Origin of the sequence: Dyadobacter fermentans DSM 18053 (assembly GCF_000023125.1) — a bacterium.
Classification (GTDB): domain Bacteria; phylum Bacteroidota; class Bacteroidia; order Cytophagales; family Spirosomataceae; genus Dyadobacter; species Dyadobacter fermentans.
The window spans coordinates 883091-902577 of record NC_013037.1 but is presented as its reverse complement, the minus strand read 5'-3'; the positions used below and the strand labels follow the sequence as shown (position 1 = coordinate 902577).

Annotated in this window: 21 protein-coding genes; 11 read left to right on the top strand and 10 right to left on the bottom strand. The window is 52.6% G+C overall.

The features are described 5' to 3' along the window. Nucleotides 1–66 precede the first annotated feature (66 nt). Genes DFER_RS03775 through DFER_RS03765 form a run of 3 tightly spaced genes read left to right on the top strand, consistent with a single transcriptional unit; the run spans nt 67 to nt 2775 of the window. A complete protein-coding gene (locus DFER_RS03775; RefSeq protein ID WP_143828648.1) occupies nt 67–444 on the top strand; it encodes a DUF4890 domain-containing protein in 378 nt (125 codons plus the stop codon). Then, nucleotides 416–1735, top strand: a complete 1320-nt coding sequence (locus DFER_RS03770; protein WP_083769039.1) for an outer membrane protein assembly factor BamB family protein — start codon at nt 416–418, stop codon at nt 1733–1735. Before DFER_RS03775 ends, DFER_RS03770 begins: the two co-directional genes overlap by 29 nt. Before the next feature lie 38 nt (nt 1736–1773). Then, nucleotides 1774–2775 carry an alpha/beta fold hydrolase gene (locus DFER_RS03765; protein ID WP_015810278.1) on the top strand — a complete coding sequence of 334 codons (1002 nt, stop codon included), beginning with the start codon at nt 1774–1776 and terminating at the stop codon, nt 2773–2775. Nucleotides 2776–2791: 16 nt separating this feature from the next. On the opposite strand, the gene DFER_RS03760 is transcribed toward DFER_RS03765, so the two are convergent. The 6 genes from DFER_RS03760 to DFER_RS03735 form a co-directional block, all read right to left on the bottom strand. Continuing rightward, nucleotides 2792–3670, bottom strand: a complete 879-nt coding sequence (locus DFER_RS03760; protein ID WP_143828647.1) for a c-type cytochrome — start codon at nt 3668–3670, stop codon at nt 2792–2794. A gap of 223 nt (nt 3671–3893) precedes the next feature. Beyond that, nucleotides 3894–4664: a LytR/AlgR family response regulator transcription factor gene (locus DFER_RS03755; RefSeq protein WP_015810276.1), complete on the bottom strand. Its 771-nt coding sequence runs from the start codon at nt 4662–4664 to the stop codon at nt 3894–3896. Between the two features lie 2 nt (nt 4665–4666). Next, nucleotides 4667–5686: a sensor histidine kinase gene (locus DFER_RS03750; protein ID WP_015810275.1), complete on the bottom strand. Its 1020-nt coding sequence runs from the start codon at nt 5684–5686 to the stop codon at nt 4667–4669. 199 nt (nt 5687–5885) lie between these two features. Next, nucleotides 5886–7106, bottom strand: a complete 1221-nt coding sequence (locus DFER_RS03745) for an RNA polymerase sigma factor (protein ID WP_015810274.1) — start codon at nt 7104–7106, stop codon at nt 5886–5888. Nucleotides 7107–7113: 7 nt separating this feature from the next. After that, a complete protein-coding gene (locus tag DFER_RS03740) occupies nt 7114–7470 on the bottom strand; it encodes a YciI family protein (RefSeq protein WP_041735822.1) in 357 nt (118 codons plus the stop codon). A 10-nt stretch (nt 7471–7480) separates the two neighbouring features. After that, complete coding sequence (locus tag DFER_RS03735; protein WP_015810272.1) at nt 7481–8050, bottom strand: dihydrofolate reductase family protein; 570 nt, start codon at nt 8048–8050, stop codon at nt 7481–7483. Between the two features lie 167 nt (nt 8051–8217). On the opposite strand from DFER_RS03735, the gene DFER_RS03730 reads away from it, so the two are divergent. Beyond that, nucleotides 8218–8979, top strand: coding sequence for a DUF72 domain-containing protein (locus tag DFER_RS03730; protein WP_041734716.1), 762 nt, complete (start codon nt 8218–8220; stop codon nt 8977–8979). 7 nt (nt 8980–8986) lie between these two features. On the opposite strand, the gene DFER_RS03725 is transcribed toward DFER_RS03730, so the two are convergent. Next, nucleotides 8987–9730 (bottom strand): SDR family oxidoreductase, encoded by a 744-nt coding sequence (locus tag DFER_RS03725; RefSeq protein ID WP_015810270.1) that lies wholly within the window; start codon nt 9728–9730, stop codon nt 8987–8989. After that, a complete protein-coding gene (locus tag DFER_RS03720; RefSeq protein ID WP_015810269.1) occupies nt 9727–10698 on the bottom strand; it encodes a ketopantoate reductase family protein in 972 nt (323 codons plus the stop codon). The genes DFER_RS03725 and DFER_RS03720 overlap by 4 nt, the downstream gene beginning before the upstream one ends. 93 nt (nt 10699–10791) lie before the next feature. Here DFER_RS03720 and DFER_RS03715 point away from each other — a divergent pair, with 93 nt between their 5' ends. After that, the gene (locus tag DFER_RS03715; RefSeq protein WP_015810268.1) at nt 10792–12210 is read left to right on the top strand and encodes an aminotransferase-like domain-containing protein; all 1419 of its coding nucleotides are present in this window, start codon (nt 10792–10794) and stop codon (nt 12208–12210) included. On the opposite strand, the gene DFER_RS03710 is transcribed toward DFER_RS03715, so the two are convergent. Further along, nucleotides 12207–12584, bottom strand: coding sequence for a RidA family protein (locus DFER_RS03710; protein WP_015810267.1), 378 nt, complete (start codon nt 12582–12584; stop codon nt 12207–12209). The two genes, DFER_RS03715 and DFER_RS03710, sit on opposite strands and share 4 nt — an antisense overlap. A 179-nt stretch (nt 12585–12763) precedes the next feature. Here DFER_RS03710 and DFER_RS03705 point away from each other — a divergent pair, with 179 nt between their 5' ends. From DFER_RS03705 to DFER_RS03695, 3 genes are all read left to right on the top strand, one after another. Further along, nucleotides 12764–13264 (top strand): hypothetical protein, encoded by a 501-nt coding sequence (locus DFER_RS03705; RefSeq protein WP_015810266.1) that lies wholly within the window; start codon nt 12764–12766, stop codon nt 13262–13264. Nucleotides 13265–13447: 183 nt separating this feature from the next. Then, nucleotides 13448–13900, top strand: coding sequence for an RNA polymerase sigma factor (locus DFER_RS03700; RefSeq protein ID WP_083769038.1), 453 nt, complete (start codon nt 13448–13450; stop codon nt 13898–13900). A 1-nt stretch (nt 13901) separates the two neighbouring features. Further along, on the top strand, nt 13902–15212 hold the full coding sequence (locus DFER_RS03695) for a hypothetical protein (RefSeq protein ID WP_015810264.1): 1311 nt from the start codon (nt 13902–13904) through the stop codon (nt 15210–15212). Nucleotides 15213–15216: 4 nt separating this feature from the next. Here DFER_RS03695 and DFER_RS03690 read toward each other — a convergent pair whose 3' ends face one another. Continuing rightward, nucleotides 15217–16200 (bottom strand): glycoside hydrolase family 43 protein, encoded by a 984-nt coding sequence (locus DFER_RS03690; protein WP_015810263.1) that lies wholly within the window; start codon nt 16198–16200, stop codon nt 15217–15219. 176 nt (nt 16201–16376) lie between these two features. Between DFER_RS03690 and DFER_RS03685 the strand changes: the two genes are divergently transcribed. Genes DFER_RS03685 through DFER_RS03675 form a run of 3 tightly spaced genes read left to right on the top strand, consistent with a single transcriptional unit; the run spans nt 16377 to nt 19371 of the window. Beyond that, nucleotides 16377–17738, top strand: a complete 1362-nt coding sequence (locus DFER_RS03685) for a flippase (RefSeq protein ID WP_229206167.1) — start codon at nt 16377–16379, stop codon at nt 17736–17738. 34 nt (nt 17739–17772) lie between these two features. Then, nucleotides 17773–18432, top strand: coding sequence for an FkbM family methyltransferase (locus tag DFER_RS03680; RefSeq protein ID WP_015810261.1), 660 nt, complete (start codon nt 17773–17775; stop codon nt 18430–18432). A 15-nt stretch (nt 18433–18447) separates the two neighbouring features. Continuing rightward, the gene (locus DFER_RS03675) at nt 18448–19371 is read left to right on the top strand and encodes a hypothetical protein (RefSeq protein WP_015810260.1); all 924 of its coding nucleotides are present in this window, start codon (nt 18448–18450) and stop codon (nt 19369–19371) included. The last annotated feature ends 116 nt before the right edge of the window (nt 19372–19487 follow it).

The window sequence follows — 19487 nt, the reverse complement described above, 5'->3', positions numbered from 1 at the left end:
ATTTCCCGCATGAAAGCCCGGCGCATTGCTTCGCCCTTCGAATACCAAACTCATATTCATCTTACTATGAAAAAGAAGCCAATGCTCATGGCCACGCTCTTAGGCCTCACGCTGTTTTCCCATGCATTGATGGCGCAGCGCCCGCTCATGGACAAGCCCGCCCAGGAACGGGCGGCAGCACAAACGCAGCGCATGACAACCAGCCTCCGGCTCGACTCGGCGCAGGCCGGAAAAGTGGCCCGGATCAACCTCCGGTATGCCCAGCGAATGGACCCCTTGATGCAAGCCAACGGCAGCAGGATTTCGAAGCTGAAAGCAGTCCGGACAATCCAGAAAGAGAAGGAAGCCGAACTGAAACAGGTGCTGAGCAAGGAGCAGTTCGAGCAATTCAAGGAACAACAACAAGCCGTGAAAGATGAAATCAAAGAACGCAGGAAGTCTTAAAACGTCGGGTCGCCGGGCTCTGCTTATGACCGCCCTGCTGCTGGCAGGCTGCAAAACCAGCGAGCCCGACGGTTCCGAACAGCTGGATCGCGCCTACGGGCCCGGCTGGTCGGCCGTCCATGCCGATAGCCGGAATTCCGACTACTCTCCTATTCAGGGACCGAAGAAAGTGGCGCTTGCCTGGCAGCGCAAGTTCGATGGAACGATTAACCTTGGTCCTACCATCGGGAAGGACGGCCACGTTTACCTCACCACCAATGCGGGCGACTGTCACCTGTACGCCCTCGACCCGCAGACCGGGAAAACGATCTGGTGCAGTGAGGAAGTGAACCAATTCGCCGTCGCATCCTCGGCGCTCGTCGACGAACAGGGCCGCCTTTACATAGCTGATAATGAAGCCATGCACGCATTCGACGTGGCGGGCAACCTGCTTTGGGAAACGAAAATCAAAGGCTTCCCGCTCTCAGCACAATTCACGCATACCGGGCGGCTGATCTTCATTACCCACATCGGGATCATTTACGTGCTCGACCGTACGAACGGGGCAATGATGCTCGACCCGCACCCGCTTTCCGCCGAATTGCCGCCGGACCCGGACTTTGATCCGCGGGCATGTATGCGCGGCACGGCCGATTGTCCCTGCGCGAATACTCTTGCCGTGGACCAGGAAACAGGCCGGTTCTTTTTCACTTACTGGGCGCCCGGCGCGGCGCAGGCCGGGCTAAGGGCGATGGTCTATTCCGAAAAGAAGGGTCCTTCCCTTAAACCTTTGTGGGAAAATACTTCGCTGCCGGGCGGCAGCGCTTCCAGTCCGGATATCTCAGTGGATGGCTCCCGCATTTATGTGAACGATAACGAGGGAGGCCTGCATGCGATCGAGGCGGCGACGGGGGCGAACATCTGGACATTTGCCATCGGTTACGAGCCGGGCGGCAGCCAGTCGACCTCGCCCGAGGGGCTCATTATGCCTGCCGGAGGCGGCACCGCGCCGCTGATGTGCATTCAGGACGTCGGTCCGGAAGCGCGCATGGTGTGGAAGAACGACAGCCTCAACCACCTCGGCCTGCCCATGCAAACAGGCGGCCACCTCGCCTTTGCCACCGTAGCCGGGTCGCCCACCAAAGCCCGCAAAGACCTGGTAGTAGTCGATACCCGCACCGGCGAAGTGCTCGACCGCGTGCCATTCCCCGGCAAAACGCTTTTCACCGTCGGTACGACCATCGGAGCGGAAGGTAATGTATACGTGCCGGGCTTCGACGGGACGCTGTTTGCATTCCGGCCAGCCAATTAATTGACACAACGAGTTTAAAGTCAGAAAAATAAAATGATATGAAAAACATACAAACCATGCTCTTGCTACTGATTGCCCTGATCACCATACATTGTCGCGATACCACCCTGGACCCCGGCAAAGCCCAGGCGCCTGGCCAGGCTGCAACCGGCTATGGGAGCAGCGACTACCGGCATGCCGAAGTGATCCGAAAAAACTACGACGACGGCCCCACAGGCTATTGGCTCTACCTGCCGGCGTCACCCGCACCTGCTTCTGCGCCGGTGGTGGTGTTCAACCACGGCTATGGAGGCTGGAACCCGGCCAACTACGGCGCCTGGATCAAGCATTTGGTACGGCAGGGTAATATCGTGATCTACCCGCGCTATCAGGAAGGGGCACGTACCAAACCGGCTGAATTCACACCCAACGCGGCCGCCGGTATCAGGCGCGCATTGGAGCTGTTCCAAAGCGGCGTGCTGGACATCCGGCCGGAGACCGACAAGCTGGTGATTATCGGGCATTCCTATGGCGGCGCGGTGACGGCGAACCTGGCGCTTAATGCGGCCAAACTGCGCATTCCTGCTCCCAAGGGCATTTTCCTGGCCGCCGCGGGCGTGGGTCCCGCCGTGTCGGGCCAGGAGAAATCGTATGCCGCCCTGCCCGAATCCCTGAAAATGCTGATGATCATTGAAAAGGAAGATACCGTCGTCGACAGCGTGTTCATGAAAAAGGTATATGCCGAATCAAAAGCCATACCGCTTACAAGCAAGGCTATGCTCATGCATTACCCCGACGGCTACGGAGCCGATTCCATCACCGCAGGGCACAACGAACCAACGTGTATCGACCCGGATTTCGACAGCAAAGACGGCAAACTGGCCGCTTCCACAAAAGTAGACGCCACCGACTATTACTGTTACTGGCGCCTGGCCGACGCGCTGATCGATTGCAGCCGGAACAACAAAGGCTGCCCCACCGCCTTCACGGACGCGCGCGAGCAGACATTCATGGGCAAATGGAGCGACGGAGTCGAAATCCGGAGACTGAGCGGCCGGTAAGACGTCCATTGGGCCATTATTTTACGGCGTTGTCGATGGGCGGGAGTGTTTTCAGGTATGCGAAAATGGCCGAGGTTTCCGCTTGCGTTAGCTCGGCGAACAGCGGCATCGGGTAGCTGACCACCGAATTGTCCTTCGACACCCCCTCCGTCACCGCGCGCCTGAACTCGGATTCCGTCCAGTTCAGGATGCCGGTGGCGTGTGGGGTAAGGTTTGGGGCTTTGATCTTCTTTCCCGCCGCATCGCGCAGCTTGTTACCGCCGCCCATAAATCCCTTCGATCGTTCCGGTTCGTGCACATCCAGCGACGCGAAGCTTTTGGAATGACAATGAAAACACGCCAGATTGTCGACCAGATACTTCCCGAGCCGCACCGGGTCTTCCACAGGCTTTTGAATGCGGGCCTCCTGGTACTTTCCTGCTTTGGTGAAGCTCAAACCCAAACGGCCGATGGGTGAGTATTTCGTTTCGCCCGGGTTCCGTTCCGAAGGCTTAACCGCACGATCGTCCGATTTCAAATAGGCGATGATCGCATCCAGATCTTCATCGGCCATGTTGGGCCGGTGCATGTAGGGCATCAGCCGCCCGGTCCTGCCGATGCCCGTCCGCAGCAGGTATGCCAGTTCTCCCGGCGTGTACTTGCCTGCGCCGTGCTCGGGGTGCTGCGTAATGTTGGCCGCGTAGATCTTCCCCAGAAATTTCGGAGAATCTTCAAGCTTTTTGCCGCTGAAATCTTTCGTCTCGAAATTGTAATGGCACGAGCCGCACGCGAGCATCGTCATTCGTTTTCCTTCGCTGACATTCGCAGATGCCGCCTTGTAGCTGATCTGCTCCGTTTTGTACTGAATCTTGCATCCCACGGCCAGCACGGTAACCGCCGCGAGAATTGTACCCATTTTCAAATCCATGTGGCTATCTCATTGTGAGTGAACCACAAAACTACCGTTCACAACACCAGGGCAGCGTCATTTCGCGGCCGCGATTGGCTGCCTCATCGGGCCATTCGCCCAGCCTGGTTCTCCTATGCATGGGATGGTCTGCGAGCATATTGGCCACCATTTGCGCTATGCCCGGCCTCGTTGTGAGCGTGCGGGATTTGGGCAGTGAACGGTGAGCGGTTTACCGGTTTTCGACCCAGGCGAGGAAGGATGCGGATTTGGCCTTGCTGACAATTACCGGCTCGCTGGCAACGCCGTCAAGCCTTACCAGCAATTTGCGGTCGTCGTAATGCTCAATGCGCTGGATGGCCTCAAATGCCAGCAGCGTTTGCCTGTTGGCGCGGTAAAACCGCCAGGGATCGACCTGCGACTCAATGGCGTCGAGCGGCTTTGAAAGCTGAAACTTGCGGCCGTCCCGAAGGAAAATCCCGGTGGTGTCGTGATCGACCTTGAACAGCAGAATACTGTCGGTGGCAATGGGTACAAGCTGGTTTCGGAAATGGATCAGGAAGCTGGTTTTATACTTGCGGACTTCGGATTGAAAACTTGTCAGCAGCATTTCCAGCATTTCCCTGTTGTATTTTGGTGCAAATCGCTTCGCGATCGATTCCAGCTTTTGCAGGCTGGCCTCAAACAAGGTTTCGTTAATCGGTTTCAGGATATAATCGATGCCATTGCTTTGAAAAGCCTGAATGGCATACTCGTCATAAGCGGTACAGAAAATGACCGGGCATGTCAGCTCCACTTTTTGAAATATACCGAACGCGAGCCCATCGCCAAGCTGAATATCCGAAATCACCAGGTCGGGATGCGGGTTACCGTGGAACCATTCTATACTGCTTTCAATGCTGTCCAGCACGGCGAGAACCTGATAGTCAGGGCGAAAAATTTTGATACAATTCTCAATATCCCACGCGGTATGCACCTCGTCTTCGATGATCACAATGGTCATAGTCAATCGGCGATTGGTAACGAAACTTTGAACGAATTCTCATCTTTCCCGATAAGGATGCGCTTGCCTTTTAAAATCAGAAACCGGTCATTGATATTGCTCAGGCCCACGCCCGATGTTTCCTCCGCGTTTTTGAATTGCAGGTTGTTCTCAACGGTCAGAAATCCACCTTCTTCATAAATGCGCACCATCAGTGGCCTTTTTTGGGAAAATACATTATGCTTGACGACATTTTCGATCAGAATTTGCAGCGTATTGGGCGGGAGCGTGGCGCCGAGGATCGACGGTGGAATCTGGATATGGACTGCAAATGCATCGCCGTAGCGGATTTGCAGCAGGCCGACGTACGATTCAAGAAACCGGATTTCATCATGCAGGGTCACCTCGTCCCTCCCGTTATAAACGAGCATATACCGGTAAATCGACGCAAGTTCATCAATGAATTTCAGCGATTGTGTCTGATCCTGCTTCACGAGCGATTTAAGCGTAGTGAGCGAATTGAAAAGAAAATGCGGGTTAAGCTGCTGTTTCAACGACTCATGCAGCGCGATCAGGTTTTCGCGCTTAAGCGTTTCGAGCTCCAATTCCACGCGGCGGCTTTTAGCGGATAAGTCATAAAAATATTTGATCAGAATCGTCAGACCATTGAGCAGGCTGATCCGCAACAGCAGGTAAAACCAGGCTTTGGGAGAATGCATCAGCTCGCCCTTTACCTGCGAAAGCAGCAATGCGGACTCATCAGCGAGGCCAATGCCGACAAAAACGATGATCGCCAGCAAAGTGGAAAGCAGAACCCGCCAAAGCAGTTGACCGGGCCTCTTCCTGCTGGTCCAAAGTGACGAGAAATCCACCAACCCGAAATTGATGACCCAGAAAGCAAGGATGCAGCAAAATGAAAACACGAAACGCAGCAATGCCTCCCTGCCCGTGGACACCGAAAACACGAAAACACCGGGCAGCACAGCCGCCAGCAGCACGCCCGTTTTCAGCTGATATTTAGTTATGAATGTTGATATGCCCATTGCCGACCACAACGAATTACAAAAAAGGCATTGGTACTGCCTTTCACGCGCGCATCTCACCTGCGCGGTGTTCCAGTTTTACGTCACAAAAGTACATGTCCATTGGCCTTCACGCCGCACGTTCATCCGCGATACAGGCCGTTTCATCCGGCCGCTTGTCCTGTTCAGATCTTGTTTGAGCGGAGAATACCCACATCTCCTACCCCGGCACCATTTTCTTCCTGATCGCCTGCTTTTCCACTTCGCTTTTCGCCAGCGCAAGCGCGTTATGGAAATGCGCTTGCGCTTTTGGCGTATCAATGCCGGTGTACAGCTCGCCCAGGAGGAGCTCGTAGAAGTGGTTATTTTTTAAATCCAGCTTTTCGGCCTCGCGGATAGCGGATGGTTTGCCGTGTACTTTGGAGAATGCATAAGTGCGGTTCAGGGCCGCTGTGGGCGTGTAATGCAGCTGCAAAAGCTGATTATAACACTGTAAGATATTCTCCCACTTGTCAGCGGTGTCTTCCTGAACGGTATGCCAGTAGGCAATCGCCGCTTCCAAGTGGTAGCGGGATAGCGCCTGGCCCCGCGCCGAGTTGCGGAGAAAATAGCCTCCTTTGCTGATCAGGTCGGTGTTCCAGAGGTCTGTGTTTTGTGCTTCAATGACCACCAGCTCGCCATGATCATCCAGCCGGGCGTCGAAGCGGGATGCGTGAAAGCACATTAACGAAAGCAGGGCATTTACCTGTGGCTCATTGGTTTGCGGATTTTCGACCAACATGGTGCAGAGGCGCATCGCTTCCAGACATAGGTCGCGGCGCAATGCTTTATTTTTACTCATCGAATAGTATCCCTCGTTAAAAAGCAGGTAAATCGTGGCCAGTACCGGTTCCAGCCTTACTTCCACCTGCGCCGCCTCAGGCATTTCGATCCCGATGCCGGCCTCGCGCAATTTTTCCTTCGCGCGTAGCAGCCGTTTGTTGATCGTATCCTTGCTGGTGTGAAATGCGTCGGCGATCTCGTCGATCCCGAAGCCGCACAGGATCCGGAGTGAAAGTGCGATCTGGGATTCGGCCGAAATAGCCGGGTGGCAAATCGCAAACATCATTTGCAGCTGACTATCCATGATGTTTTGAGCGGAAAGGTCAATATCGGCACCACCCGAAAAGGGCGCATGATCCTGAATATCAGGCGCTATCTTTTCCTGCCAGATCGTGTTCCGGCGCAGGTGGTTTTTGGCCTTGTTCTTCGCCACCTGGTAAAGCCAGCCCACCGGATTGGGCGGAACGCCCTCGATGCCCCACGATTGCGAGGCTGTCAGAAAAGTATCGCTGGCAATGTCCTCCGCCACTTCGATCTCCTGGAAACCGAAGCGGCGGCACAACACCGATACGATTTTGCGGTATTCGGTCCGGAACAGGTGCGGAATAAGGTCGTTCATGAGGAAGCTAACCTACCGGATGCACCGCGCTGATTTTCCTCACCTCCACGCTGTTGCCCTCTCCTTTCAATATCGGACAGCCCCGTGCGAGCTCGGTAGCTTCATCCAGGCTCGCAGCTTTGATGATGATAAAACCTGCAATGGATTCCTTGATCTCCACAAAAGGCCCGTCGGTCACCACGTCGTTGAACGTCACTACCCGGCCCTCCGTAGCAAGCCCCTTGCCTCCCGCAAACTTATTCTGCGCAGCAATCCCTCCTACCCAGTCCTGGTACTGCTTCATATACACCTGCATTTGCTCGGGCGACGGCTGGGCGTCTTTGGTAAGCAGGTCGAGGCGCATGAAAACGATATATTCTTCCATTTCAAAGCCGTTAAGCATGAACATTCAGGGGTACATAATTGAGCAGCACCACGCCGCTCTTGAAGGTGCGGGTATCCACCAGTTGCAGGTCCAGCGTGGTTTTCATGCCGGAAAACAGCGGCTTGCCATCGCCCAGCGCCACGGGGTCGATCATGATCCCGTAATGATCGATCAGCCCTGCTTCGGCGAGTTGCGCAACGAGGCTGCCGCTGCCTAATATAGTCATTTGTACGTCCGGGTCGGCTTTCAGATTTTTGATTTCCTCAATTAAGTCGCCTTTAATGAGGGTTGTATTTTCCCAGTCGGCCGATTCCAATGTGGTCGAGAAAACGATTTTCGAGGATTCGTTCATGCCTTTTGTGACGTCGGGCATGGCTTCCAATGCCGCAGGTGACGACCACCAACTGGCCATTTGCTCATAAGTAACGCGACCAAAAACGAGTATCGACTTACGCCCTTCCATCTGGTCGGACGCGAAACCACTTTCCTCCCCGCCATGCCGGTGCCAGCTGACGTCGTTCGCCGCATCCTTGTAAAATCCGTTCAAAGTCAAAAAATTGAATGTGCTCAACGTTCCCATTTTTTCAAAATTTTTAGTTTCAAAATCATTTTCACGAACATGACAATCGGTTTTGGCAGAATAAGACATGAACCTGGAAAAAAATTCTGATAACGGCAAGCAGCGGATGGAAACGGCCGGCGGCTGTGGAACGGAATTTGACCAATGAGCAACACAAAACCGCCAGTATGGAAGCAAAACGACTATTTATGGGAACCAGCGGCTTGGTTCTGCCCTATAAGAACCGCCAGGAGTACCCGCCTGAATTTGAAGGATTGAGCCGCATGCAGGTTTGCGGGGCGCTTTTTAATTCAATTGAAGTGAATTCTATTTTCTACAAGCTGCCCCGGACGTCGACGGTCGCCCAGTGGAGTGAATCCGTTCCGGACAGTTTTCGGTTTACTTTCAAATTGTGGAAGCAAATCACGCATAACAAAGCGCTGGAATTCGATAGCACCGACATCCGGCAATTTTTTAATGTGATCGAAGGGGCCGGCAGCCGCCAGGGATGCGTCCTCGTACAGCTGCCGGCCTCGGTAAAACCTGCATTGTTCAACAAACTGGATTCGTTGCTGGCGTCAATCCGGGAGGCTAATGCAAGCGGATGGCCGATAGCGGTGGAGCTCAGAAGTCCCGATTGGTACAAAGATCCTCTTTATGAGTTGCTCAACGAGTATGATGCAGCGCTGGTGTACCACGACAAAGCGGGCAGCATATCGCCGCACGCGCAACTGGACGCAAGTCACGTGTACCTGCGCTTCCACGGTCCCGGGGGCGATTACCGGGGCAGCTACGACCAGGGCCTGCTCTACGAATTTGCCGGGTACATTGCCGAATGGCTGGGTGATGGTAAAACGGTGTATGTTTACTTCAATAATACCGTGGGCGCGGCGCTCGATAACCTGAGAAGTCTGCAAAAATTCCTGATGGAGGATTACGATATCTCCTGAATGCGAGCTACTTCCCGCCCGTCACATCAATAAAAATGCCCGTCGAATAGGACGATTTTTCCGTTGACAGCCACAGGATCGCCTCGGCCACTTCGGCGGCCAAACCGCCGCGTTTCAACGGAATGGAGTCCTTGATCCGGTCCACACGGCCCGGCTCGCCGCCGGATGCATGGATATCGGTGTAAATAAACGCCGGCCTGACCGCATTCACCCGGATACCCTCTTCGGCCACTTCCCTGGAAAGCCCCAGCGTGAAGGTGTCCAGGGCACCTTTGGACGCCGCATAGTCGATGTACTCGCCGGGAGCGCCGGTGCGGGCGGCGATGGACGATACGTTGACGATCGTTCCGCCCTGTCCTCCATGCTTCACCGACATGCGTTTGATCGCCTCGCGGGCGCAAAGGAACTGCCCGGTGACATTGGCTGCGAAAATGCGGTTGAGCCTCGCCGCGTCCATTTGTTCCAGCCGCATCTGCGGTTCCAAAATACCTGCATTGTTCACCAGCGCATGCAGGTTGCCGAACAGCCGGTCCGCCTCTTCGAACAGCCTCAGAACATCGTTTTCACGCGAAATGTCTGCCTGGACCGCCGCCGCCTGGCCTCCTTTTGAAACAATGTCGGCCACAACCTGGGCTGCCGCGCATTCATGATGGAGGTAATTGACGATGACTGCAAAGCCGTTTTCGGCCGCGAGGCGGGCCATGGCAGCGCCTATTCCGCGGCTGGCGCCGGTGATGAGCATGGTTTTCATGGTAAAATGTCGGTTGGTAAATGGTTTTCCGGGTGGGTTTTTAAACTGATATCTTCCTTCAATCGCGTGAGCTCGCCTAGCAATCCGGTTTCACGGGTCAATTCGCTCAAACCGAGCGCTTCCGCCTGGCGCACCATTTCGAAATTCAGCGTATCGAGCTCTGTCCTCCGGCCGGCGCGGATATCCTGCAACGTGGAAATGATTTGCCCGTCCGACGACCGGCTTATTTCCAGCAGCTTTTGCACCACATCCCCGGCCGCCAGCCCAATGCCCCGGGCGTTGGCCAACATCACGCATTCGGAGATAACCCGGCGAGCGATGGCGAGCGCGGCGCTACTCCGGTGAAAAAGGCCGTTGTCCGCATCCAGCAGCGGGCAGATGGTGTTGAAAACGCAATTGATAATGGCCTTTTTCCAAACCGTGCCGGCAATATCGGCTTCGCTTTTGAATGCAAAATGCGGCGTATCCAGAAGCCGTACAATGCGCTGTAACCCGTCGTGACTGCCACGTTCAATGCCGATCGGGCTTGGTGCGACGGGTTTGAAAGCTATTGCCGAACCTTCGCCTACCTGGCTCGTCACAAACAGCACGCACCGGTACATTTCCGGAAAGCCGTGCTTCAAAAAGGGCTTTTCGACGCCAAGGCCGTTTTGCAGCAACACGATGGGCGAATGCCCTGTTTTATCTTTTAAAGCAACAGCCAGTTGCTCGTTTCCAAAGGATTTGTTGGTCAAAACGAGCGTTCCGCTCAGGCGTGGGAATGCTTGCCATGTCGAAACGGTCACTTCGGCTTCATGCCATGAGCCGTCGGGCATTTGTACATTAAAAAGCTCCGTACGCGTTTCGGCTTCCGGAATGCTTCCCCGGAGGATTGTGACTTTGCGGCCTGACAGTTGCAGAAAAACAGCCAGCGCCTTTCCAATTGCGCCCGCTCCGATGATGTAAATGTGGTTTGAGGTCAAATCCATCCTGAACAAAAATGATCGGGACAAAATTGAGCAATGGAGCATTACGATAGCAGATGCAATTCTGCTATTTTTGAGGATAGCAGTTTGCGATATATGTCTGAGAAAAACGAGTTTGTATACATTACAATAGCCGACGCGATTGAGCAGCAAATTCTGAACAATACCCTGCGTACCGGCGATAAGCTGCCTTCGCTACGGATGCTGTGCGACCAGTATGGCGTGAGCCAGAATACTGCGCTGAGCGCCTACTACCGCCTGGAAAGCAAAATGCTGATCGAACCCCGGCCCCAATCCGGGTATTATGTGCAATATACAGCCTCCCGGATTCCCCGCGTTCCCGAACTGAGCAGGCCGTCTGCCATTGCCAGTTTCGGGCTCAACGAATTGCTGGTGAGCCAGGTGTACGATAATCTGGGTGAAGGAGCAAGTCTCGCACTGGCGACGCCTGCGAACGCGCTGCTGCCTGTTGCCAGGCTGAACAAAGCGCTGCTGCTCGCGACCCGCGAACTGAATGGCAGCGGCGTGGCCTACGACAAGGTCGAAGGGAACGAGCGGCTTCGCAGGCAGATAGCACGCTGGGCGCTGCCCATGCGCCCGGGCCTGAGCCACCAGGACGTGATCACCACCAGCGGCTGCCTGAATGCATTATCCTATTGCCTGATGGCCGTCACCGAAAGAGGCGACACAGTGGCGATGGAAAGTCCGGTATCATTCGGGATGCTGCAACTCGCCGAAGCGCTGGGCTTGAAAGTGCTGGAACTGCCCACCCACCCCGCCTCCGGCGTGGATCTGAATGCATTCGAAGCGGCGCTGGAAAACGGCAGCGCAAAAGCCAGCCTGCTGATGAGCAATTTCAGCAACCCGCTGGGCAGCTGCATGTCCGATGAAAACAAAAAAGCAGCTGTGGCATTATCCTGCCAATACAATGTACCGCTGATCGAAAACGACGTGAGCGCCGACATCTACTTCGGCCCTACCCGGCCGAGATCCTGCAAAAGCTACGACGAAAGCGGGATCGTGCTCTGGTGCGGATCGGTATCCAAGACGCTCGCCCCCGGCTACCGCGTGGGATGGGTGGCGCCGGGCCGTTTCAGGGAAAATGTATTGAGAATGAAGCTTTATCACCACATTTCCGGCACCGCCATCACGCAGGAAGCAATAGGCAGTTTCCTGGAAACAGGCCGTTACGAACGGCACCTCAAACAACTAAGGCACATCCTGAACGGAAACATGAACCGCTATTCCAGGGCCATTTCCGATTATTTCCCGGAAGGCACCAGGGCCAGCCGGCCGCAGGGCGGTTCCGTGCTGTGGGTAGAGCTTCCCGGTGAGATTGATACCGCCGTGCTTCACCGGAAAGCCCTTGCCCGCAACATCAGCTTCGCGCCGGGGCGGATATTTACCTTGCAAAACCAGTATCAGAGCTGCATGCGGCTCAACTACGGGCTGATTTGGAGTGAACAAACCGAATCGCAATTGAAAACACTTGGCGAGCTCGCCTGTGCCTTTTAGCTTGCTTTCAGTTCCAGACTGGCCATTGTGGTCAGTTCCACCCGCGCTTGCTTGGGCAAACCTGCCACCGCAATGCACGTACGGGTGGGGAAGCGGTCGGTGAAATAATTTTGATAAACAGCATTCAGCTGGTCGAAATATCTCATGTCCGTCAGATACACGGTCACGCTCACAATGTGGCTGAACGTGAGATTGTGTTCTTGCAGTATCGCTTCGATGTTTGCAAATACCTGCTTTACCTCATCCTCGAAAGAAGTCGTTACCAGCTGTCCGCCGGCAGAGCCGATTTGACCTGAAATGAACAAAAATCCATTGGACACCAATGCTTTGGAAATCGGCACCGCCGGTGCAGCCCCCTTTTCAGTTGTACTCATAAAATTTATTTAATAGAAATAGTTAAACACCTTTTGCCGCAATATACCCTAATTCGGCCGGATTCGCTCCAACCTTCCCCGCTCTGACTTTCTCTTAGTAATAATCTTTTTTACGCCGGCCAGTAGCGTTTCGATTCCGTTTTACGACTTCGGTAAAAACAACTTAATCTGTTAGCAAAATGAAAACAACTCTTTCAAAGTGTGTCGCATTCCTTTTCCTGCTCGTGCTGTCGGTTTCTTTTTCCTGTAACCGGGAAAATAATATTTCCCCTGATCCGGACGGCGGCCCGCTGGTACAGACAAATGGCGATGAGTACCGGAAACTGATGGCCACGCGGGAGACTTTCGACGGTACACCATTTGAAATCACCAAAGTAACGCGCGAAGGCAATTTGTTAAAGATCGATGTCCGGGGCGGTAACGGCATCGACAATTACAAGGTGGTTTGGGACGGTTCGCTGATGCTCTCCTACCCGATGCAGGCCCGGCTGGTGGTGGGCTACAACACGCCCGACGGCGCGCAGGATGCGGCCATGCATGACTACACGCTCGAAGTGGACCTGCAAAAGCTGTTTGGCAAGTCGGCCAACGCATCTGAGGTGATCGTGCACGTTTCCAATGGTTCCAAGAAGCAGGACACGACGGTTGATCCCAACGGTAGCACTTCCAATCCAAAGTAACAGCGCGTCCTTTTCCATCACATCATCCCTGCCCGCCGCGCACCCGCGTGGCGGGCAACGCTATCGCTTATTGTGGAATGGCTATCTGATTGTACATCAAATGAAAAACATTGGATTGAGCGCTGCGCCGAAAGGGACCCCAAAGCGCAGCAATGGGTTTTCAGGCATTTTTTCGGTTTGGCAATGGGGATAAGCATCCGGTATCTTCCCAGCCATGCCACTGCGCAGGAGGCCGTGAATGATTCATTTCTCAAAATTTTCGAACAGTTGCCGCGGCAGCTGGCGGGCCTGCATTCCTTCAAATCCTGGATGCGGGCGCTGGTCGTCCGTACGGCCATTGATTATTTCAGAAAAGAGCGAAAAAACTTCGTCGTGACGGGCCTGGACGCTCACCACGAAAGCTACGCCACGCCCGACGATGCGGTGGACAGCCAGTCGGTGGAGGAAATCCTGCGGCTGCTCGACAAACTCCCGCCGGTATGGAAGGTGATTTTCAATCTGTATGAAGTGGAAGGTTACAGCCACGAGGAAATCGGCAAAATGCTGGGCATTTCGACGTCATCTTCCCGGGTATACCTGGCAAAGAGTAAAGCGTGCCTGCGCAAAATGATCACCATTCAAAACGGGAGCCATTAAAATGTCGGATCAGGAACCTTTGGGCAAACGAATGCTCGATCAGCTTCGCAACCACACCGAGCCGTATCAGCCGGAAGCGTGGGAGGACTTTGAGCAATTCCGGACCGCCAAAAACCGCAACAGACGGACGGTGCTGTACTGGCTCAGCGCCGCGGCCGTGCCGGTCCTCCTCGGATCGGCGCTGCTCACAAGCGACATGCTTGCCCGTTTCATACCCGCAACGCCCATCGTCACGCATAAGGAAAAGAAGGGCGGGCAAACGAATGGCGGCCAAACGAATGCCTGGCACCCTCGCAAGCCGCACGCCGGCATTTCAGACAATGCAGTGCCACTACCATTTCCGCAACTGTCAGCCGAGTCGCAAGAATCGCCCGGAACACCAAAAGAATATTCCGAAAACGCATCGCTCGGATCGCGGAAAGAATATTCCAAAAAGGCATCACACGGATCGCGGAAAGGACATTCTAAAAAAGGGGCTGCGCTTGCTGACACAGGCAGCGCTGAGATCACAGATTTCGCATTGACAAATGATCAGCTTCCGAAAGCGAACCGCGAGCAGTCGGCCGAGAATATCAATCCGGGTTTGCTGGCTTCGCGGCCATTCAGTTTCACTATCGCCCGTTTTGGCAAATCCTACATTTCCCTACCCGAATCCCAAACGCGGGAAACGCAGCCGCCTCATCGGTCAATCCGCTGGGGTGTGACCATTTCCCAGCAATCGAACCGCGCAGCGCATACCGACATGGAACTGAACTACGGACTGGGTGGCGCATTGCTCGTGCCTTTTTCTGATAAAATCGCGCTGGTAACCGGCATTTCGGGCAGCAAGCAGTCGTTGAATGTGCAGGAGCCGGCGCGGCTCAATGCCGCCGCGGGTTCCGCCCAGTTGCAGGGCGTCCGTTACCGATGGGTTAACCTGGAAATCCCTTTGCAAGTACAATACAAGTTGAAGACCTTCAAGAAGATAGGCTTTACCGCTTCCGGCGGGCTTGCATTGCAAACCAGCGTAGGCCAGGCCGCCGATTACCATTACAAAACCCAACGGACCATCGCAACTTTTGCAGAAACCGCAGGCGGGCCCGTGCTCGTTTCCACGCAAACCGTCGAAGAGTTAAGCTCGGTCACCGAAGACGACAAAAAACGCGACTGGGTAGTCGGCAGTCCGCTTTATTTGGGGCTGGGGATCAGTTATCAATGGCAGAACACGGCCGTCGAAGTGGAGCCGTATGTCAAATATCCGCTCGGCGCAAGTACCGCCGAGCGGCTAAGACTTACCACGGTGGGCATTCAGCTGCGGCTGACCAAAAAGTAACGCGTTATTTCTCCGCCAGCACCGGCACGATCACTTCGTTTCCTTTCACACGGAAAGTGTATTGCCCGGCTTTTTCATCCCACTGTTTCACCACCGGCACAATGCGTGTCCTCCGCGGGCCAACTTTTTCAGACGAATGATGAATGTGATATACGTAATAGAGCTGCTTGTCCAACCCCTCAAACAGATCGCCGTGCCCGGAACCATTCTCGCCGACAATGGAACGATGGATGATCGGGTTGTTTTTACTTTTTACCCAAGGGCCGTAAGGCGAATCGGCAACCGCATAGCCAATGGCGTAGTCGATGTTTTCGAAGTGGTTGGCGGAATAGAACAGGTAGTACTTGTTTTTCAGCTTCATTACCGTGGGGCCTTCCATGATGGGCCCCGACTTGTAATTGGGGGTTGCCTCCCATTGCTCGGTGAGGTCAAAACACCTTTTCAGCGTCTGCGGCTTGATCTTTCCCGTTTTCATGTCAAACTCGGCCGCATAGATGTAATTCCCTTTGTCGAACCGCACGCAATAGAGGTAATATTTGCCATCGGTATCTTTAAAAATGTACGAATCGATGTTCTTTTCCGACCCGTCGATCGGCCCCACCTCTTTTTGCCTGTATGGCCCAAACAGCGACTTCGACTCAGCCAGCACGGTTTGTTCGTCGGCGGTATAAGTCATGTAATACGTGTTCCGGTCTTTGAATATCTGCGGCGCCCAAAACCCCTTGGTACCGAAAGTATGGTCGCCTTTGGTGAGGATCATGCCGAGCGAATCTTTCATTTTCGCGGGCACCGCCCACGTTTTCAGGTCCCTGGATTGGAGAAGGGCAAAACCCTGCGGACCGCTCCCGCCACCCTTCGACCCGGTGAGGAAATACATGCCGTTTTCCACAACAATGGTGACGTCGGCAAAGAAAATCTCCTCCTTTGTCTGTGCGGAAGCGAATGTCGCGGAGAGTAACAAAATGGAACAGATCAGCAAGAATCTCATGGGGTCAGGAATGTTTTGGATGATACTTCAAAACTAGCGTTACATTCTGATATGTCAAGCGATCGAATGCCGTTCCGGCATCGCTCAGCGCCTCTGGATTGGCAATCACTACCGTTTGCTAATCCAGTATTTATACCAACTTATATTTATGTATATTTCTGAAATCCTATATAAAATTGGGTAACTCACAAAGTAACTACCATAATCGCCTGCAAGCAACCTCGTCAATGTTCTACACGGCCGTAGCAAAAATTAAGACAAAAATTCAAAATCCCGTAGTGCTCAACGTTGCCTGGCTTGCCTTAGACAAAGCGAGCAGGCTACTGATAGGCCTGGTCGTCGGCGTGTGGGTTGCGAGATATCTGGGACCTGCACATTGGGGAGAGATTAACTACACTGCCGCGATCGTCGGCATTATCACTACGATTGCAAATTTGGGCATGGACGGCTTCCTCGTCAAGGAGATCGTGGCCTCGCCGGAGCAAAAGAATGAAATATTAGGCACTGCCTTTTTTACAAGACTGGCCTTTATCCCCGTTGGCATAGCGGCTACTTTCTGCTATTTCTACTTTACAAATGCGCCTGATTATTACTACTATTTGTTTGCACTACTGTCTCCTAGCTTTTTAATCAGCCCGTTTGACCTCATTGACCTGGAATTTCAGTCAAGGTTAAAAAGTAAACTCACTGTCGTTTGCAAGAACATCGGCTATTTTATCGGGGCTGCAATCAAGATTTATTGTTTGCTTACGCATAAATCAGTCTTCTGGTTTGCTGCGGCCATTGGAATAGAAACCCTTTTTGCTTACATATTTTTAATTTTTAAATACCAGTCGGAGCAGAATATATTTAACTGGATATTCAGAAAGAAAAGAGCCCGGCAGCTATTATCCACTGGCTGGCCATTTATTGTTTCCAATCTGGCAGTCATCCTTTACATGCGGATCGATCAGTTAATGATCGGCAATATTGCGGGCGAAACTGAATTGGGATTATTCAGTTCCACTACAAAGATTACTGATATGTTTGTATTCATTCCGATGGCGATCTCCGGAAGTTACCTATCAGTTCTTGTAAAAATCAAAAAAGAACAATCTGATGAGGTATTCATTCAAAAGATATGTACTTTTTTCGGTTGGATGACCCGTATATCAATCGGTGCTGCGATCATTATAAGCCTTCTTTCCCAACAAATAATACAACTACTTTATGGTCCGGAATACTATCCTGCCTATTCCATTCTGGCCATCCACATTTGGGCACTCGTTCCCATGTTTCTTGGCGTAGCATCCGGGCAGTATCTGATTATTGAAAACCTGCAAAAGTATAACGTCTACAAAACGCTCATCGGGCTAACGCTAAATGTGCTGCTAAACGTAATACTAATTCCAAAAATGGGCGCAGTCGGTGCAGCAATAGCCACACTCATATCTTATTATGTATCGGCAATATTCTCCAATTTCCTTTTTAGGAGCACCAAAAAACTATTTCGATATCAGTTAAGAAGTTTTCAAATGATATTCTCATTTAAATCATAACCCATTAACAATTCTAAATTAAATCGAAATTCCAATGTCACTTAAAGATCTACACCATTATTTCTCAAAAAAGAATTCCTACTCGCAACACGGCGAGGACATGATCCTGATGTCTTATTTCAATCATGATTACAAGGGATTTTTTGTCGATGTTGGCGCACACCATCCATTCAGATTTTCAAATACCTATTCATTTTACCGCCGCGGATGGCGTGGCATCAATATCGACGCCAAACCGGGTGTCAAAAAACTGTTCGATCGGGTACGCCCCAACGACATCAACCTGGAACTTGGTATTGCGGGGGAAGAAGGCTCACTCACATTTTACATGTTTGATGAACCGGCACTGAACAGCTTCTCTAAAGAACTCTCAGAAGAAAGAAATGAGAATACCAGATACAAAATTATCGACACCAAGGATGTGATGGTCAGAAGGCTCTCAAAAGTTCTTGAAGAACATATTCCAACCGGCCAGAATATTGATTTTCTGACCGTAGATGTCGAAGGGCTGGATATTGAAGTTTTGGAGAGCAATGACTGGGAAAGGTTCCGGCCATCCATGGTTGTTGTAGAAGACCTTGATCTGGATTTGCAAAACCTGCATAATTCAGCAGTATACGAGTCGCTGTTTTCAAAAGGGTACGTACTTGTTGGCAAAACATTGGCCAGTCTCATCTTCAAATCTAACAGATAACCCTTCGCGACGACAATGTATCAGATCAAATCACCCGTCCTCTTCACCCTATTTAATCGCCCTGATACAGCGTATCGGGTGTTTCAGAAAATCCGGGCGGGCAAGCCTCCCAAACTATACGTTGCCGCCGATGGGCCGCGCCGTGATCGCGACGGCGAGGCAGCCCTTTGTGAAGAAGCACGGAAGGTCATCCAAGTCGATTGGGAATGCGAAGTACATACACTTTACCGGCCCGAAAATCTTGGCTGCAAAGTGGCGATGAGCGGCGCAGTGAAATGGTTCTTCGAACAGGAGGAAGAGGGCATTATTCTGGAAGACGACTGCCTTCCCGACGAGTCGTTCTTCACCTTTTGCGATACATTGTTAGAAAAATACCGGCATGATACCCGGATAGCACATATCGGCGGCGCAAATCTGTGCCTGAATAAGAAGTTCGGCGACGCCAGCTACTATTTTTCGCGGTATACGATCATCTGGGGATGGGCTTCCTGGCGACGGGTCTGGCAAAATTATGATGAGAACCTCCTTCTGCTCGACGGATTTATCCAGGAGGACTTGTTTAAGTATATTTATAAGAAAAAAACGGTTACGGACCAGCTGATCAAAACGCTCAATGTCGTCAAAAGTAATGCGCTGGTTACCTGGGACTTCCAGTATGTATTTATGAACTTCTGGAATAACAGCTTGTGCATTGTTCCAAACAAAAATCTGATCAGTAATATCGGGTTTGATACCCGCGCCACCCACACCGCCGACACACGAAGCAAATTCGCCAATCTACCCACCGAACCGCTCGGCGAAATAACGCACCCGAAATACTTTGTGCCGATCATTGACGCCGACTATTATCTCCTGAAACTGGAAGAGCCCCCGCTGACTACCAAATTAAAACGGATAATTGTGCCGGTTGTGAAACGGTTGATTAGTTCCAGCCATTAATGCGAGGGGTTATCATGTAGTCGCCATTTTTCTATTGCTGGTACAAGTCAGATTTCTCGATTGCGGCAGCATTTTTCGCCTTCTTTCAATCCGATAATCGTAGCTTTGCGGCTTCA

What these genes read in the sequence shown, in the direction of transcription:
- DFER_RS03775 (WP_143828648.1), top strand. Translation starts at nt 67, where the DNA reads ATGAAAAAGAAGCCAATGCTCATGGCCACGCTCTTAGGCCTCACGCTG.
- DFER_RS03770 (WP_083769039.1), top strand. Translation starts at nt 416, where the DNA reads ATGAAATCAAAGAACGCAGGAAGTCTTAAAACGTCGGGTCGCCGGGCT.
- DFER_RS03765 (WP_015810278.1), top strand. Translation starts at nt 1,774, where the DNA reads ATGAAAAACATACAAACCATGCTCTTGCTACTGATTGCCCTGATCACC.
- DFER_RS03760 (WP_143828647.1), bottom strand. Translation starts at nt 3,670, where the DNA reads ATGGGTACAATTCTCGCGGCGGTTACCGTGCTGGCCGTGGGATGCAAG.
- DFER_RS03755 (WP_015810276.1), bottom strand. Translation starts at nt 4,664, where the DNA reads ATGACCATTGTGATCATCGAAGACGAGGTGCATACCGCGTGGGATATT.
- DFER_RS03750 (WP_015810275.1), bottom strand. Translation starts at nt 5,686, where the DNA reads ATGGGCATATCAACATTCATAACTAAATATCAGCTGAAAACGGGCGTG.
- DFER_RS03745 (WP_015810274.1), bottom strand. Translation starts at nt 7,106, where the DNA reads ATGAACGACCTTATTCCGCACCTGTTCCGGACCGAATACCGCAAAATC.
- DFER_RS03740 (WP_041735822.1), bottom strand. Translation starts at nt 7,470, where the DNA reads ATGGAAGAATATATCGTTTTCATGCGCCTCGACCTGCTTACCAAAGAC.
- DFER_RS03735 (WP_015810272.1), bottom strand. Translation starts at nt 8,050, where the DNA reads ATGGGAACGTTGAGCACATTCAATTTTTTGACTTTGAACGGATTTTAC.
- DFER_RS03730 (WP_041734716.1), top strand. Translation starts at nt 8,218, where the DNA reads ATGGAAGCAAAACGACTATTTATGGGAACCAGCGGCTTGGTTCTGCCC.
- DFER_RS03725 (WP_015810270.1), bottom strand. Translation starts at nt 9,730, where the DNA reads ATGAAAACCATGCTCATCACCGGCGCCAGCCGCGGAATAGGCGCTGCC.
- DFER_RS03720 (WP_015810269.1), bottom strand. Translation starts at nt 10,698, where the DNA reads ATGGATTTGACCTCAAACCACATTTACATCATCGGAGCGGGCGCAATT.
- DFER_RS03715 (WP_015810268.1), top strand. Translation starts at nt 10,792, where the DNA reads ATGTCTGAGAAAAACGAGTTTGTATACATTACAATAGCCGACGCGATT.
- DFER_RS03710 (WP_015810267.1), bottom strand. Translation starts at nt 12,584, where the DNA reads ATGAGTACAACTGAAAAGGGGGCTGCACCGGCGGTGCCGATTTCCAAA.
- DFER_RS03705 (WP_015810266.1), top strand. Translation starts at nt 12,764, where the DNA reads ATGAAAACAACTCTTTCAAAGTGTGTCGCATTCCTTTTCCTGCTCGTG.
- DFER_RS03700 (WP_083769038.1), top strand. Translation starts at nt 13,448, where the DNA reads ATGGGGATAAGCATCCGGTATCTTCCCAGCCATGCCACTGCGCAGGAG.
- DFER_RS03695 (WP_015810264.1), top strand. Translation starts at nt 13,902, where the DNA reads ATGTCGGATCAGGAACCTTTGGGCAAACGAATGCTCGATCAGCTTCGC.
- DFER_RS03690 (WP_015810263.1), bottom strand. Translation starts at nt 16,200, where the DNA reads ATGAGATTCTTGCTGATCTGTTCCATTTTGTTACTCTCCGCGACATTC.
- DFER_RS03680 (WP_015810261.1), top strand. Translation starts at nt 17,773, where the DNA reads ATGTCACTTAAAGATCTACACCATTATTTCTCAAAAAAGAATTCCTAC.
- DFER_RS03675 (WP_015810260.1), top strand. Translation starts at nt 18,448, where the DNA reads ATGTATCAGATCAAATCACCCGTCCTCTTCACCCTATTTAATCGCCCT.